The 13,895-nt window shown below is 50.6% G+C and carries 9 protein-coding genes; 2 read left to right on the forward strand and 7 right to left on the reverse strand.

Features of this window, described 5'->3' with window-relative positions:
- The first annotated feature begins 41 nt into the window (after positions 1-41).
- Complete coding sequence (locus RBB44_RS23760) at positions 42-3,725, forward strand: glycosyltransferase family 9 protein (protein WP_306150169.1); 3,684 nt, start codon at positions 42-44, stop codon at positions 3,723-3,725.
- A 173-nt stretch (positions 3,726-3,898) separates the two neighbouring features.
- Here the strand turns inward: RBB44_RS23760 and RBB44_RS23765 are convergent, their stop codons facing one another.
- The gene (locus RBB44_RS23765; RefSeq protein WP_306150170.1) at positions 3,899-5,014 is read right to left on the reverse strand and encodes a glycosyltransferase; all 1,116 of its coding nucleotides are present in this window, start codon (positions 5,012-5,014) and stop codon (positions 3,899-3,901) included.
- Between the two features lie 162 nt (positions 5,015-5,176).
- Between RBB44_RS23765 and RBB44_RS23770 the strand changes: the two genes are divergently transcribed.
- Complete coding sequence (locus RBB44_RS23770; protein ID WP_306150171.1) at positions 5,177-5,845, forward strand: hypothetical protein; 669 nt, start codon at positions 5,177-5,179, stop codon at positions 5,843-5,845.
- 34 nt (positions 5,846-5,879) lie between these two features.
- Here the strand turns inward: RBB44_RS23770 and RBB44_RS23775 are convergent, their stop codons facing one another.
- The 6 genes from RBB44_RS23775 to RBB44_RS23800 all read right to left on the reverse strand — a co-directional run bounded on the left by RBB44_RS23775 (position 5,880) and on the right by RBB44_RS23800 (position 13,439).
- Positions 5,880-6,668 carry a hypothetical protein gene (locus RBB44_RS23775; protein WP_306150172.1) on the reverse strand — a complete coding sequence of 263 codons (789 nt, stop codon included), beginning with the start codon at positions 6,666-6,668 and terminating at the stop codon, positions 5,880-5,882.
- A 73-nt stretch (positions 6,669-6,741) separates the two neighbouring features.
- Positions 6,742-7,506: a bifunctional 2-polyprenyl-6-hydroxyphenol methylase/3-demethylubiquinol 3-O-methyltransferase UbiG gene (locus tag RBB44_RS23780; protein ID WP_306150173.1), complete on the reverse strand. Its 765-nt coding sequence runs from the start codon at positions 7,504-7,506 to the stop codon at positions 6,742-6,744.
- Positions 7,507-7,557: 51 nt separating this feature from the next.
- Positions 7,558-8,796, reverse strand: coding sequence for a sulfotransferase (locus RBB44_RS23785; RefSeq protein WP_306150174.1), 1,239 nt, complete (start codon positions 8,794-8,796; stop codon positions 7,558-7,560).
- Positions 8,774-10,015, reverse strand: coding sequence for a glycosyltransferase family 4 protein (locus RBB44_RS23790; protein ID WP_306150175.1), 1,242 nt, complete (start codon positions 10,013-10,015; stop codon positions 8,774-8,776). The genes RBB44_RS23785 and RBB44_RS23790 overlap by 23 nt, the downstream gene beginning before the upstream one ends.
- A 1-nt stretch (position 10,016) precedes the next feature.
- Positions 10,017-12,098 (reverse strand): glycosyltransferase family 2 protein, encoded by a 2,082-nt coding sequence (locus RBB44_RS23795; RefSeq protein ID WP_306150176.1) that lies wholly within the window; start codon positions 12,096-12,098, stop codon positions 10,017-10,019.
- A 60-nt stretch (positions 12,099-12,158) separates the two neighbouring features.
- Positions 12,159-13,439, reverse strand: a complete 1,281-nt coding sequence (locus RBB44_RS23800; RefSeq protein ID WP_306150177.1) for a calcium-binding protein — start codon at positions 13,437-13,439, stop codon at positions 12,159-12,161.
- Positions 13,440-13,895: the final 456 nt, after the last annotated feature.

Genomic DNA, 13,895 nt, shown 5'->3' on the forward strand with positions numbered 1-13,895 from the left:
GGCAGTTCGCCGCATCTAGACCCACTCTTCCAGAGGTTAACATGACGAACGAAACCGGATCAAACGGGGTGCATTTCGTTTTCAGAGTTTTCTTAGGCCGCGCCGCAAGCCCACAGGCTACTGTCTTAGAAATGGCTCGATGGAAGCCGAAAAATGTAGTCGGTAGAGTTTTGGAGTCTAAAGAATTTAGAACAAAAGTTTTGCCTGGAATAATCAGCAATGAAACATTACCACACGATCCGGAGATTATACCCGATGACGCAATAGATTGGATTACTGAGCAGGCGAAGATCCCTAAAGAAAACAAGAATAACATTAAAGCCGCTTCGACATCGAGAACACAATTAATTTTACTCTTACAAGACTCCTCCTTTTGCGAATACTTATTGGAGGAAAAGCATTTGAGTATTCTAAAAAAATTGAACGAAATTACGCCTAACTCTGAGCGGTTGGAGAAAGCTAGAGATAGAAATCTGGAAGCGGAGGGGATCGCAAAAGAACTATTAGACGCTGGATCACTTATTAATAGATCTACATCTCAGAAAGCTGCAGAGCAATTTTCTTACTTATATAAGACAGTATTGGCTGATCGGATAAAGGACCTTTTTCAAAACCGCGATTGGAGAGGAATTACAGAAATTTATCCTATAGGCGAAAGAATTTCAAATGAATACTGTGATATGCTTCTTAAAATTGCCCGTGCTTACACGTACGAAGGCAGACCTAGTGATGCCAGAACAATTCTATCACAGGTTCTAGCTATCAATCCGGAAGATGGACCTGCAAACTTTTATAGTGGCGTTGCTTACATGCGCGAGGCCAATTGGGAAATGGCGTACCCACTTCTACAAAAGGCGTCAGCAATATCTCCCGAAAACGCACAATATATGTTTGAGTTAGGCCGTTGTAGGCTTAGATTTGGATTATTGCCAGAGAACACAAATACACGCAACCGCATCATGGAAGAAAGTCTTTCTATTTTAGAGCGTGCAGAAAGACTAGACAGTAAAAACAAACACCCTATTTCCTTAGATAAATCCCACGTTTTGATACATCTTAAGCGGTTCACAGCCGCATTGTCTGCTTTAGATTGGGATAATTATTCAACCGGTCAAAAGATAGTGGCGTTAAATCTGCGCAGTCGTATCGAGCTTGCTTCAAATGATGTAAAAGGGGCCATTGCGAGCGCTCAAGAAATACTAGCGATACAACCCGACCACCAGGGTGCACAATATCAAGTTCGCGCTCTTAAACACCTAGTGGATGATGAAATTTATAGACCACTAGACCGCATAAGCCTAATTAATCCTATCTCTAAAGATGTTTATTGCCTAAGCGTACTTGGAAAATCCGAAGACAAAAAACACCTTGCTTCATCTGATAACATTTTAAACTGCTTTTCTAACAACGACATTGATTGGATAATAATTGCGGATTTTGAACTTCCACAGCCGGGAGATAATTGGTTCGAGATTTTTAAAACTTCAATTCCTGGATGGGCCGGATTGGTCCGCGTACCCTGCCCATCCGGTTCAGGTTGGTGCGAAGCATGGCGGGTGGATGCGCTTCTTTCTCTTGGTGAAGTTGGATTACTAGACAATCTTGGAGAACTAGCCAATGATTTAAAGAAATATCGCTCATTCTTTTCCATGTTTGATATGTCTCTTGCATTTGATCCAGATACATTGAGAAAACGCACCAGCGCTGCGCGCCACGGAACTGTAGTATTAATGTCTCGTCATGGTGTAACGAAATTTGGTGGAGGAGAGCATTTTTTACACTCGATGTGTGAACACTATGAGGCTCTGGGATACAATACAATAACTGTCGGAACTACGCCTGAACGCGTTGGTGAAGCAGGTATCAATAAACCTGACGGACGCCACTTCGCATTCATCGAAGACAGTTCGACGGCTTTGCGAAGGTTTGTATTTGAGCATCAAGTTCGGTTGATTCATGTATTGTCAGGTTTGGGGTATGAAGCGGTAGAAGCTACACGATATTTTGAAATACCGGTCATTTATGGTGTGCATTTTTGGCGGGATTGCCTTGGCAGCTTCAATGGCGACACCGAGTTTTTCCGAAATTTTGACCGAGAACCAATAACAAGAGCCGACTTTCGTAATATTGTGCGCGGAGCTGTAGTCTACGGCAATTCTCAGTATACACAATCAGTATTAGAGGAAGGTTTTTCATTTCGTCCCCCTGTAATATATTCTGTTCCAAACGAAGTTCAACCTGATAATTCTTTGAATTCTGATGACCTATCTGCAGAAGTGATTGGGGATTTGCGTGACTACGTTCTTCTTGTCAACACTCGTGCTATCAAAGGATTTGATCTTATTCTAGAAACGGCCGAGCTGTGCCCTGAAATACAGTTTGTGGCGATTGCAAGCCAATCTGATCTAGAAATAGCAATATCTAATGTAAAAGATCGTGGGCTTTCGAATGTTACGATCCTCAATTATACAGAGCATATGGATGTAATCTACCGTCATTCGCGTGTGGTTGCTGTTCCAAGTTACAAATTTATTGAAACATTTAGTCGTGTTTGTATTGAAGCCCAAAGGTACGGAAAACCAGTTATAGGATCTGACAAAGGAAACGTACCATTTCTACTACGTGATTCAGGAGTTGTGCTGCCCGAGGACGCTAAAATATGGAGTGACACTATTAAAAAGGTCTACACGAATAAAGCCTTTCATAAAATGCTATCTGATCGTGCGCTTGAAAACTCCAACAAATTCTCATACTCGGAACAGCAAACGGCGCTGAGACGGATAGAATCCGCAGCAATTTCTCGAATTTTGATTGGTATAGGTTCGGGCATCGGAAACATGCTCCACGTTGGGCCAATGATCCGTCGCATCTCTGAACATTTCTCTTGCCAAGTGGATATTGTAGTTGCCGAAGATCACTCTCACAGCCTGTTCCTGTTGCAAAATCAGAAATACGTAAATTCAGTTTACTGCTTAGATCAGAATATATTGAGGCGGAAATACGATGTTGTTTTCGTCACTCATAGCTTTGGTGCTGCTGTTGTTCCTTTCCAAGCCAATTTTATTGTTCATTCTAGAGATTGGCGAAATTTCACGCCTGGAGGAGAACTACATGAAACTATATTCAACCTCGAAGCCGCAAAAACCCTGCTTGGAGTGGATTATTCTAGTGCCGACATACATCAACATTTCATAGGGAATGAGTTGAAATCGATTCCATCAAGTAAGTTAGACAATAAAAAAGAGGCTCTGGTAATTGGAATACATGGAGGGTCTAAGGATGGATTCTGGGTCAGCAAACGTTGGCCTTATTTCGAAGAATTGGCCAACCTCTTAATCGAGGATGGGCATCGAGTAGCATCATTTGGCGTAGAAGCGGAATACGTTCCTAATACAGAAAACCTGACCGGCGGCAGCATCGAACAAATGGTTCAAGCAATGAGATATTGTGATTATTTCGTTTCTAATGATAGTGGCTTAATGAATATTGCCCATGCTCTCGGTATACCTACGCTTGGTTTGTTTGGTCCGACAAACCCTGGCACACGGGCTCCTCTTGGCCGTGGCTCCAAATTTGTTAGCGTCGATCGTGATTGCGCTCCTTGCGAGGTCAAAAACTCAAAATACTTTCTTTCTGGAAGTTGTAATTGCATTAAACATCTGCCTCTGGAGAAAGTATACGATACAATAAAAACCGATTTGTGCGATTATAAATTGAAACTCTAAATGGACACCCCAAAAAAATGGATGATTACCCCCCGTCTCAAACCGAAAATGTGCGAGAGAATTTATACGTTATCCGATTATCTGTTCTTCTGTGAACCTAGAACGCTTCATTCCGTCTGTCTCCTGATTGGGACAGAGTCTACACTAAACTGAAGGAGTTCTTGGGTCTGGGGTCAGCAGTTGAGCGTTGCAGATACGGTTTCAGCAATCCGATTGTAATCAAAAAAGTCGACCAGATACCCGTTTTTTCCGTGTTCCACGAATTCCCTGACCGGCGCCGTGTCTGAGGCGACAATTGGGGTCTGACAGGCCAGTGCTTCCCTCAACGACCACGATGCTACAAAAGGCGTTGTCAAATAGACATGGCAACTGGATACTTGGAACAAAGCGGTCAAATCCTCTCGCTCTAACCAACCAACCCTATGCAGTCTTTTCAAGTCTATTTTGTCCTTGATTTCGCTCAAATATTTATCAATGTATGCCTCTCCATTCGGCAATGGAGGGTCATAAGCCGTCGCCGGTTTGCCAACGATTACAATATGCGCCTCCGGAGCCTCTTTCATTAGCCGCGGAAGGGATCGCATAAAAATATGTATTCCACGTGTCGGCTCCAGGGCTCTCGCGCAGTAACTCACAATCTGGTCTCTTCTTGAAAATTCGCGTCCTGCGATCCGGAGGGTCGCGTTTGGGTTCGGCGTGTTGAGCTCCCGATCGATTTCGTCCGGAACGATCTTGATCTTGTGCCGGTACTCTTCCGGCATGCGCGACAGCTGCCACTTGGTGGGTACGATGCCTTCATCACAGTCGTGCAGCGCCAAAAGGGCGACCGAGTTCCTTGCTTTGCTCCGCCGCAGGATTTCGGCTTCTGGTTGACGAAACTCCGGATCGAAATTCATCGCACCATCCTTGAGCCCGTAAAAATACTCGAAAAACGTGACGATCCGGGCATTCGGAAACACACCCCGCAGAAACAAGCTCTCGCCGTAGCCATAATAGGCAATGATGGTATCCGGCGAATATCCCCGTTGTTTCAGTTTTTGTGCCGCTTTTTCAACTTCGGCGGCGGTGGCAATCGCGGTGTTATATTCCGCACATAACGGATCAACCCGGCCCTTCGGTGACGGGTTGCCATAGAACTCGTGAATGGCCCCTTTCGGTACATCTGAGACGCCAAAACTGGCGTTGGAGATGAGAAGAACGTCGGCCTTCGGGTCGGCGAGCGCAGCCGCAATTTGTTGCCGGAATTGGCCAGGCAGCTTTGGTTGGACAAACAAAATCGACCGACGCATTCATCCCCCTTGCAATCCATAAGACAATTTGCAACTGAGTCTTGTGACAAGTTTGTTCCCAGAGCCTGTGCCGAATGCAGCACGCTCGTTGCTTCCGGATATTCGACAGGCTCCATGGCATTCCCATAGCACAGTCTCGATTATATATTACAGGTGTCTTTCATGAACCAAATTAGCGCATTTAAGGGCAAAATAGATCGTCTCGATGCATCTTCTGTCGCCGGTTGGGCCAAATCTGAAGAAACGCCGTCAGAACCACTTGAACTTGAAGTCTTTTATGGTGACACGCACCTTGGGGATGTCACAGCCAATGAGTCTCGTCAGGATTTGAGCCGTGCCGGCATTGGTGAATGTGCCTTCACCTTCAAGCTTCCCGCCCTGGACGAGTTTGATCCGGATGATCTCATGGTCGTGGTGAAAGGAACAGACATCCCCTTGAAACGATCCTGGGCTCCAAACCTTAGCAACACACGAGAAGTGCGCGGTGAGCTTGCCGAATTGTCCGAAACCATAAAGCTGACCCGCAAAGTCCTGCTCGCAGCTTCGAGCCGCAATGAACGGGCTTTGATCGGGATGGCCGATACGGTCGAAAAGGTCACCCCAAGGCAGTTGAATGAAACCTTGAACACCTTGTCGTACCAGATCATGCAGACCGACACGGCGATAAAAGCGATCAAAAGTTCCACGGGCGAGACAAACGAAAAGCTCGCAGGTCTTGAGCGCAGCGTTCGGTCCAACGCCTTTTATGCAAAGGTGAACACAGTCCTGTTCATCGGCATTCTGGTTTTGGTCCTCGCCACTGCAACGGGTGTGCTGGATCTTGCGAAGTAGCTTCTGGACTTAAATCCCAAAATTCAGCTTGATGTTATCGGCGCCGAAGGCGTGTCCCACCAACCTTCTTGACTGAAATGAGCGCGGATAGGAGCACCTTGTTCGCCTCGCCCAACCAGTCTTTCACGGAGGCGATCAACCTCGCGCGTGAGGCCATCGGCAGATCACCCAGAGGCAGATCCTCCAAGGGCGTATTCACAATCCTGTCGAGGGAATAGTTCAACGAGAAGAGAACCGGTAATCCTTTTGCCCGCAAGGTCGGTAGGTCTTTTACCTTGGCCTTACAGGTCTCTATCATTGTGAACAACATCTTATATTCCGGAATGCCCTCAAGGTCGTCGACATCGCCGTCCTTGTTGACTTTCAGGACATGGATCTTTGCAGCCGGCAGAAGTTCCCGCGCTGATTTCAAAACACGGATAGCCCCGTTCAAAGCTTCGCGGTCTGCCGTCACAGGCACGATGATCGAAAGCCCCTTACCCTTGTAATATTGGCCGAGGTCAATGCTTTCCGCCCACTCCGAAAACCCTGCCCAAGCCTGGGCGCCAAAATCGACAACAAAGGAGTTGTTGCTCAACAGATTTTCCAAAAGCGGATCCCAAGAGACAACGCCCTCATCCTGATCCCGGCTCCCGTCCGCGCTGAGGCCGATTGAATTGGTTTCAACCCGGTCTGCCCCAAACATGGAGCGCATCTTGGGCTGGTTGTCATATTCGATGATGTCAGGGTCCAGTCCGTTGGCATCCAGGGCCAGCACACAGAACTGCGCCACCAACGACTTGCCCACGCCGCCTTTGTCATTTGCGATGAAAATCTTGATCACGTCCACACCCCACTCTTCCAATATTCAGTGCACGGAAAGCTTGTTCCTGCCTAGATGTAATCGAAACAAGTCTCTAGATATTTCGTCTTGCCCGGATTGTAAAATGCATAAACATGTTACCGAGGCAACTCTGCTCGTGCTTGCTCACCTTGAGGTCTGAAAGCCCCAAAATTGGCAAGTATCCTGCAAAATAGCCTGGCCCAAACCGCCACCAATGATCCCACACCCCGTTTCCCTTGGTCGGTGCCAACCACACCAGTGGCGCCGTATCGGAGCGATCCAGAGGTGCCAGCAACTGCTCAGTGATGACGAGCTCGGATTGCGCCAAGCCCGCGAATTGTTGCAAGCGCAATTGCAAATCCCGGAGATGAAGCAAAACGCCGCCCAGGACCACGACGTCAAACTTGGCCCCGGCTGCGATCAGATCCTCAACAGTTCCATAGACAACGTTCGTTTTTGATCCGAGTTTGCGGTGGCAATACCAAAATCCATTAACGATCCGATCCAGATGCCGCCGCCGGTCAGCAATTATCTGATCCCAGTTCTGAAGATCCGTCCTTGGCACGAGATCGCCTACGTTTCCTTGTGGCAACTCCAGACAGGTCACATTGGCCCCCTGCTGTTCCATATAAAAGGCCAGGTGCCCGGTCGCCGGACCGACTTCCAACACGCTTTTTCCGTCCAGCTCGCAGCCACCCAAATAGTCCTGCTCCCGGCCCCGTAAATCAACGTGACCCCAGACGGTCTCCTGATGGCTCAAATCAATCGTGTGATAGAAATCGCAGTTCTCGAAGTCGTCGACTTGCCTCTGCTGCGCATATAGGTCCGAAATGTTCATTTCTTATCGTCTTTTATCCGGGACAGCAGCGCCACTAGCGGTGTTCTAAATTCAGAGACTGTAGCCAAAAAACTCAAGGGCGGGTTTCAGGTGTTGTTGGAAACGGGCGACCTCTGCTGCGGATGTCTCCTTATGCCATCGTCCAACGGACTGCTCTGCCGAACCCGCCGTGCGATGCCGGTTTGATTCCGGTGTCTCCTTGTTCAGGGCAGCGGCCATGAGATCCAGATTGCTTGGTGAAGCCTCGAGCCCCAATGTCTCAAGAAAACCTGAGAAGGTTTCCTTCGGACGCGTGGCAATATCTTCATACTTGATCAGCACGACGCCGTCCTCTTTGGCAACCGCCATCAAGGCGGATGCCGAGCGGGCCAAAGCATCGATATAGTCGACATCATTTGCAACGGCCTCCCGCCCAAATGCATTAAAGCCGCGCCGCGCATTGAAGGCCAAGACCGACCGGTAAACATCTCGAAAATCGCGCACCAGCAAGACTACCCTGGACCCCGGATAAAGGTCTTTCAAGAGGTTCAGCCAAGCCATATGCGGAATGCATTTTTCGGCAAACATGCCAGCGGTCTTCTGCCGCCGAGCGGCGAGCCCGCGATAAAAGCTTGTCACTTGTTGTTGGCAATGGACAATGTTCTGGTTGCCCAAGGTGGTGTCCATCAAATCAATGATGTCGCCGTCCGGACGCAAATAGGCATTTGATGCCACCTTGCCGGTGTGTGCGAACGCCTCGAGTTCCGTGTCAAAAAAATCCGCAGGTTCTGTCAGCGTCTTGGCGATCCGGGCGTATTGTTGCGAAATCCGGGTTTCAAGCGGGTGACGCTCGTAAGCGACCACCTGTTGATGCGCTGCCAAGGCCGACATCAACATTGTTGACCCGGACCTGCCGAGGCTGACGACGAAGATCCCCGGCATGCATTCAATTGAATCCGCTTCGCTTTGCCGCAGTAGTTCGACCGTTGCAACCGGTGTCCGCCAGTTGTTGTCGCCGACCAACTGGAACGACACCAAGGTTTTTTCCGGCGACCCAAGCAGGTTTATGACAGCGCTCAAATCGTAGCGTTTTTGCCCGTTGACCTCTGTGACCTCGACCGGCCAGGAGCGGAGCGGTTGGCTAGACGCCGCGACTTGAAGCTGCGCTTCCGATGGGCCATCCCCAATGATATGCCCCCTGATCAACAAGGCGTTTCCGGGACGCGGGACATCTTTTGCCGGAAGCCTCAATTCGTGCTGAAAGCCCTCAGGAAGGTGCAGTTTCAGATTACGGACGGTCGTTGAGAACATCTCTGTAGACCTCCTTATAAGCTTCTACGCATCCTGGCATCGCCGTCGAAGCATCTTCCGTTTTCTTAAGGGACCTGGAGCCGGAGACGATCTCCTGCATCAGGCCCGCCAATGCTCCGGCATCCCCGCTGCGGAAATGAAAGCCATCTTTTCCCGGCACCACACGCTCGGCCATGCCGCCAATATCAGAACACAAGATCGGCCGACGTGCGATTTTGGCCTCCTGAACAGTCAAGGGATCGTTCTCCCACCAGACCGAAGGTACGACCACCCAGCGTACGGACTGCATCAAGCGAACCACGTTTCGCCGGTCATAATCACCAAAGAAGCTGACCTTGCCTCTCAAGGCGATTTTTAATTCCGCAAGTGCTTCCTTTTGGGCGTCAGACGCAAATCGGTCACTGCCGTAAACTGCGGCGTTCACAGCTCCTTGGGTTTGATCCTGCAGACGTTTGCATGCTTCCAGAAAGACCTTCGCGCCTTTGGCTTCGTTCAAGTGACCGAAAAACCCGAAGTCATAGGACGGGGAAATGGTCTCCTGTGCCGGGGTCTCTATGGTCGACAGGGGATATCCATTATGGATCACGCGGATGTTGTCCGCCCTTAAGCCCCACTTCACAAAAACGGACTTGAGAAATTCTGAAGGCGCAACGAATTCATCCACGACCCGGAGGGCTGTGCGAACCGTTTGTTCGCGCAGCGCCATTGTGACTTCCGTTTCGCTTGAAATGCATCTGCTGCATTTTGTTGGGCTCGCAGTCTCGCAGAGCCGCCCTTGCGTTGTTCGCATCAAGCCGTCATTTGCGCAGATAAGATAATAGTCATGAAGCGTCATGACGATCTTGGCATCCGGCACGGCATTTCGAATGACAGCAAAGGTCTCGATCCCGAACAGTAGAATATGATGAATATGAACGATGTCCGGCTGCAGGTCGGTCAAAAGCCGGGCCAATTCGTTCAAGAACCCAAAGGTGTCGGATTGGCTCAATGAAACGGGCGTGAAATGCCCGCCGGTGATGACAAAGTCTGCCGGGTGTTCCTGCTCCATCGCGAAAGAGGTTCCAGGATGCGGGCGGCGATGCTGTTTCAGGGCGGCTGCCAGGAATGTCGAAGAAACACCGGAGGATTTCTCCAGTTCTGCCGACAGTTCCTTTGCAAAGATCTCCGTGCCTCCAGCGTGAAAGGCCGGATGGTTGTGGGCCAGATGTAATACTTTCAAATCAAACGGCCTCAGGCTGAGCAATGCTGTCCAAGGCGTCCTTCCACTTTTCCGAATAAAGCCATCCATTGTATCGGACCGCCCCAGACTTCGTATAGGCTTGGCTTTGGTTCATGGATGCCCGTTCAAAATGATAAAGTGATATGTCACCGAAATAATAGTTCGACCGTCCAGCCTCGATTGCCTTCAAACATAGATCAGAATCTTCAAAATCACCAACAACGAACTCATCTCCAAACCCGCCGAGGTCTTCAAACAGGTCCTTTTCCATCATCAGACAGGCACCGGTTACCCCCGGGACTGGGCGACTTTCCAGAGCCATTGGGTAATCCCCGGGATAACCCTTGAAATAGTGATGATTGGTGTACCAAGGCATCAGATCTTTTTCAGAATAAAGCCCGGCATGCTGAAGTGATCCGTCCGCATAGAGCAACCGCGGTCCGCTTGCCCCGACCAATACCGTCGAGCGATGCCGGGTGATCCAGTTGGAGAGCCACGGCGATTGACCAGGCACCACATCGGAATTGAAAAACAGCAGGAGGTCGGACGCTGCGGCGCTGGCACCGAGATTAGAGGCCCCGGCAAAGCCAGCGTTTTTTGCGTTTACGACGAGGCGGACGGACACTTTGTAGATCCGAGCCAGGCCCTTGATAAGGTGCTCGACCGCAGAAGCATCCTCCGGCCGATCCAGCACGTAAACGACTTCAGTGTTTTTAAACTCCGGGTCAAAGTGGAAACTCTGAAGCTGCGGCTTTATGAAGCCGTATTCCTTGTAAAGAGGAATGATCAATGTGCAGTCAGGTGCCGATAGAACCGGACCGAAAGGCGTGACTTCTTCCGCTATCGGGCGCTCGTAATAGGTGTCATAGGCCTTCTTGAGGGCTGGACCAACAACCTTTTCCAACACGTCTTCCGTCAAACTTGCTGAAGGCAAAGCGGACAATATTCTCGTGCGTGCTGCGTTGAGGTCTCCTGTCCAGAAAGGAGATGCGATCGCAGCCAAAGATCCGGATGCCAGTGTCACCTGCCCCCGGATCTGGACATTGTTCCTGCCGCCGCGTTTCACCGGTATCAGGGCACAAAACCTGTCTTTTGCGTTTTTCGGCCGAACCATGAACTGATCCAACGCGAGTGTTTCCCCAAAGGCTGTCCTGACAGTGATGGTCTCAACGAGCCCCGTTGGATCCTTGAATTCTCCACCCAGGAAAATCGCGTCGTTCAGGCCAACAAGGGTGTCGACGACCGCGCTGACCTCTTCCCGCCAGGAGTAAGTTTGCGCGCTGACGTTCTGCATTTTTTGAAGGGCTACGAACCTCGAAAATTGTTCAGTGTCTTTGTTCGACCGATGAAGGAACGCCCCAAGCTTTTCCCGCTGCGCCAGCGCTGCCGCTGCCGGCAATTTGACGGACCGTTGCGCATAACTGTCCGCAGCCTGGGTGCGGCGAACAATATAGAATGCACCATCGCCGATTAAGATGAGGTCTTCGGTATCCGGCAGCGCGTTGCAAAAAAACCATGTTGCTTCGCGTTCGGTGCTTTTACCCCCGTCATGTCTGAGCGGCCTTAATTCGCCTGTCGACTTGGACACTGAAAACGGCTCCAACGGGGTTCGAAGCGGCACCTCAAAAAAAGAAACGCCGTCGAACACCTTGTACTCGTCTGCCAGTATGCTTGTTGCCTGGCTGCTCACATAGTCAAACAGAGTCTCGGCCGGCCGACAGAAAAGCCGAGCCAATATCTCGATCTTATCCAGGTCCGCAAAGCGTTCGCTGTGCGCCAGGCCTATTTCGCCCGTGAATTCTGTATTGTCGATGACAAGGATCGGCTGATCGGGATCTCGCGGTCGAAGGACAGCCCGATTGTGCGCTTGCGAAAACGCGTGACGCGGGAAACGGACAATCAGAAACGGTGGCCGGCCCGCTTGGCTGTAGGCGGTGTAGAAAACATTCAGGTTCGCGAGAACACTTTGCACAAGGAGCTTTGGATCCGTCTCGATCTCGCACACTGCGCAGAGACTGGTCTCGTCAACCGCAAAAAAAGGGGCAGCGGATTGCAAACTCACCGTCACAATCTCGCCGCCCATTTCTTTACCACCAAAACTCGTACTCTAGTCAGATTTGTACGTTGACTTCAGACCTCAGTATCAAGAGTTGTCAGAGAAGAAACCGTCATTGACGCTCGATGCGCTGACACCGACCAATGTGACGGTGTTGCCGGAAGAGAAGGTCACAACTGCATTTCCGTCTGCATCGGACGTGACGCCCGTGACCAAGTCAGCAGCCGTGGTGTCCAGCGCGGTGATGTCAAGTTTGTCGACACCGGCCTCAAAGTCCGTAATCCGGTCGATGCCACTGTTCGCACCGAAGACGAAGGTATCTTCGCCTTCCCCACCGGTCATAACGTCGTCATCCGCACCGCCGTCGATGATGTCGTTGCCAGTGCCGCCATCGAGCGTATCGTCGCCGAGGCCGCCGCGGATGGTGTCATTGCCTGCGCCACCGTCAATGGTGTCTTGCGCAGAGGTTGCGCGGCCTTCGGTTCCGCCAAACTGGAAGGCGTGTGCAAAGGCGTCGGTGATGCCTGCAGAGACTGCTGCTTCAACATCCGGGTTCGCATCGAGATATTTCTCGATTGTAATCTCGGCAGACGGCTGACGTCCTTCGAACTGGCCGAAGAGAATGAAGTGCTCAAGACCGGATCCGAACACGCCGCTTTCGACTGCGGCAGCAACATCCGCGTTCTGTGACAGGTAGTAGGCGTTGTCGAAGTTGGCGTTCGGTGAGCGCCCTTCGCCAAGACCGTGGTTGGTGAAGTGCTCATAAGCGCTCGAGAAGCCGCCGCTTGCGACAGCGTTCGCAACGTCGGCGTTGTCACGCAGATACTGGTCGCTATCGAAGTAGGATGGCGTTGACGTATCGGAGGCCGCTGGGCTAGCGCCGCCTTGGGCCGCGGACGCGGCAGCGCTGCCGCCCTCTGCATCCGCCACATCGTCACCGTCGCCAAGCAGGATACGGTTTTCACCACCGCCGATACGAACGTTGTCGTTGCCGCCACCCATAACGAGTTGGTCGTTGCCAGTGCCTGTAGAAACGTCTTCGGAGCCCTCGCCACCGATGATGGTCGTATCTTCAGTACGGGACGATGCATCAACCGTACGATCGCCGCCACCTTGAATGAAAATTCCGTCGTTGCTGTCGTCTGAAAGCGTTCCAACATCTTCGCCGGGAACGAACACATCGTAGACGACTTGCTCCGGCTCAACGCCTGGGATGATGTCACCGGACGGCCCAGAAGGCGGCGTTGTCCGGACGAGATTACCGCTCTCGTCGACCTCAAATCCCTCAAGAATGGAATTAACTTCGTCCTGCTCTTCTTCAGAAAGGAGAAAAATGTTCTCGTTAAGAGCTTCAGTTCCAATGGTCATGATACTCAACCCTGAATATAAATAATTGCTCGCACTGGGTGCAATGAAAGCCACAGCTTATTTGGTAAATCAAGAGTTAAATTAAATTTTCGTTAATGTTATGAATTAATTGATTTTTTACCACGCCTCGGCGCCCCGGCGACGTGCTGCATCGCAGTAAGAATGACGCAACGCAACCATCACCACTGTGTTTTTGCTGGCTCATTGCGAGTCTTGAGGCCCCACTACATTGATTGAATTGCCTATTTTGTAATCTGGGCGGTGCTTTTTTGTGCTGCGATGCACTGCTAGAAAATGGTCGAAAATCACCCGTTACAACCTAGTGCGAAATAAAAGGTTGTAGGTGACGGGCGTGAACGCGGACCTGGTCACGTGATTGCGTTAACCCAAGATCGCCTTTTCGCGGAGAGCTGAAATGCAGCCAACGGCTGTAAACGCCGACAATCAGATGGTCGC

Origin of the sequence: Roseibium sp. MMSF_3247 (assembly GCF_030733765.1) — a bacterium.
GTDB lineage: Bacteria > Pseudomonadota > Alphaproteobacteria > Rhizobiales > Stappiaceae > Roseibium.

Excerpts from the sequence above, each read along its gene's own strand:
- RBB44_RS23760 (WP_306150169.1), top strand. The coding sequence starts at position 42 with ATGACGAACGAAACCGGATCAAACGGGGTGCATTTCGTTTTCAGAGTT.
- RBB44_RS23765 (WP_306150170.1), bottom strand. The coding sequence starts at position 5,014 with ATGCGTCGGTCGATTTTGTTTGTCCAACCAAAGCTGCCTGGCCAATTC.
- RBB44_RS23770 (WP_306150171.1), top strand. The coding sequence starts at position 5,177 with ATGAACCAAATTAGCGCATTTAAGGGCAAAATAGATCGTCTCGATGCA.
- RBB44_RS23780 (WP_306150173.1), bottom strand. The coding sequence starts at position 7,506 with ATGAACATTTCGGACCTATATGCGCAGCAGAGGCAAGTCGACGACTTC.
- RBB44_RS23785 (WP_306150174.1), bottom strand. The coding sequence starts at position 8,796 with ATGTTCTCAACGACCGTCCGTAATCTGAAACTGCACCTTCCTGAGGGC.
- RBB44_RS23795 (WP_306150176.1), bottom strand. The coding sequence starts at position 12,098 with ATGGGCGGCGAGATTGTGACGGTGAGTTTGCAATCCGCTGCCCCTTTT.
- RBB44_RS23800 (WP_306150177.1), bottom strand. The coding sequence starts at position 13,439 with ATGACCATTGGAACTGAAGCTCTTAACGAGAACATTTTTCTCCTTTCT.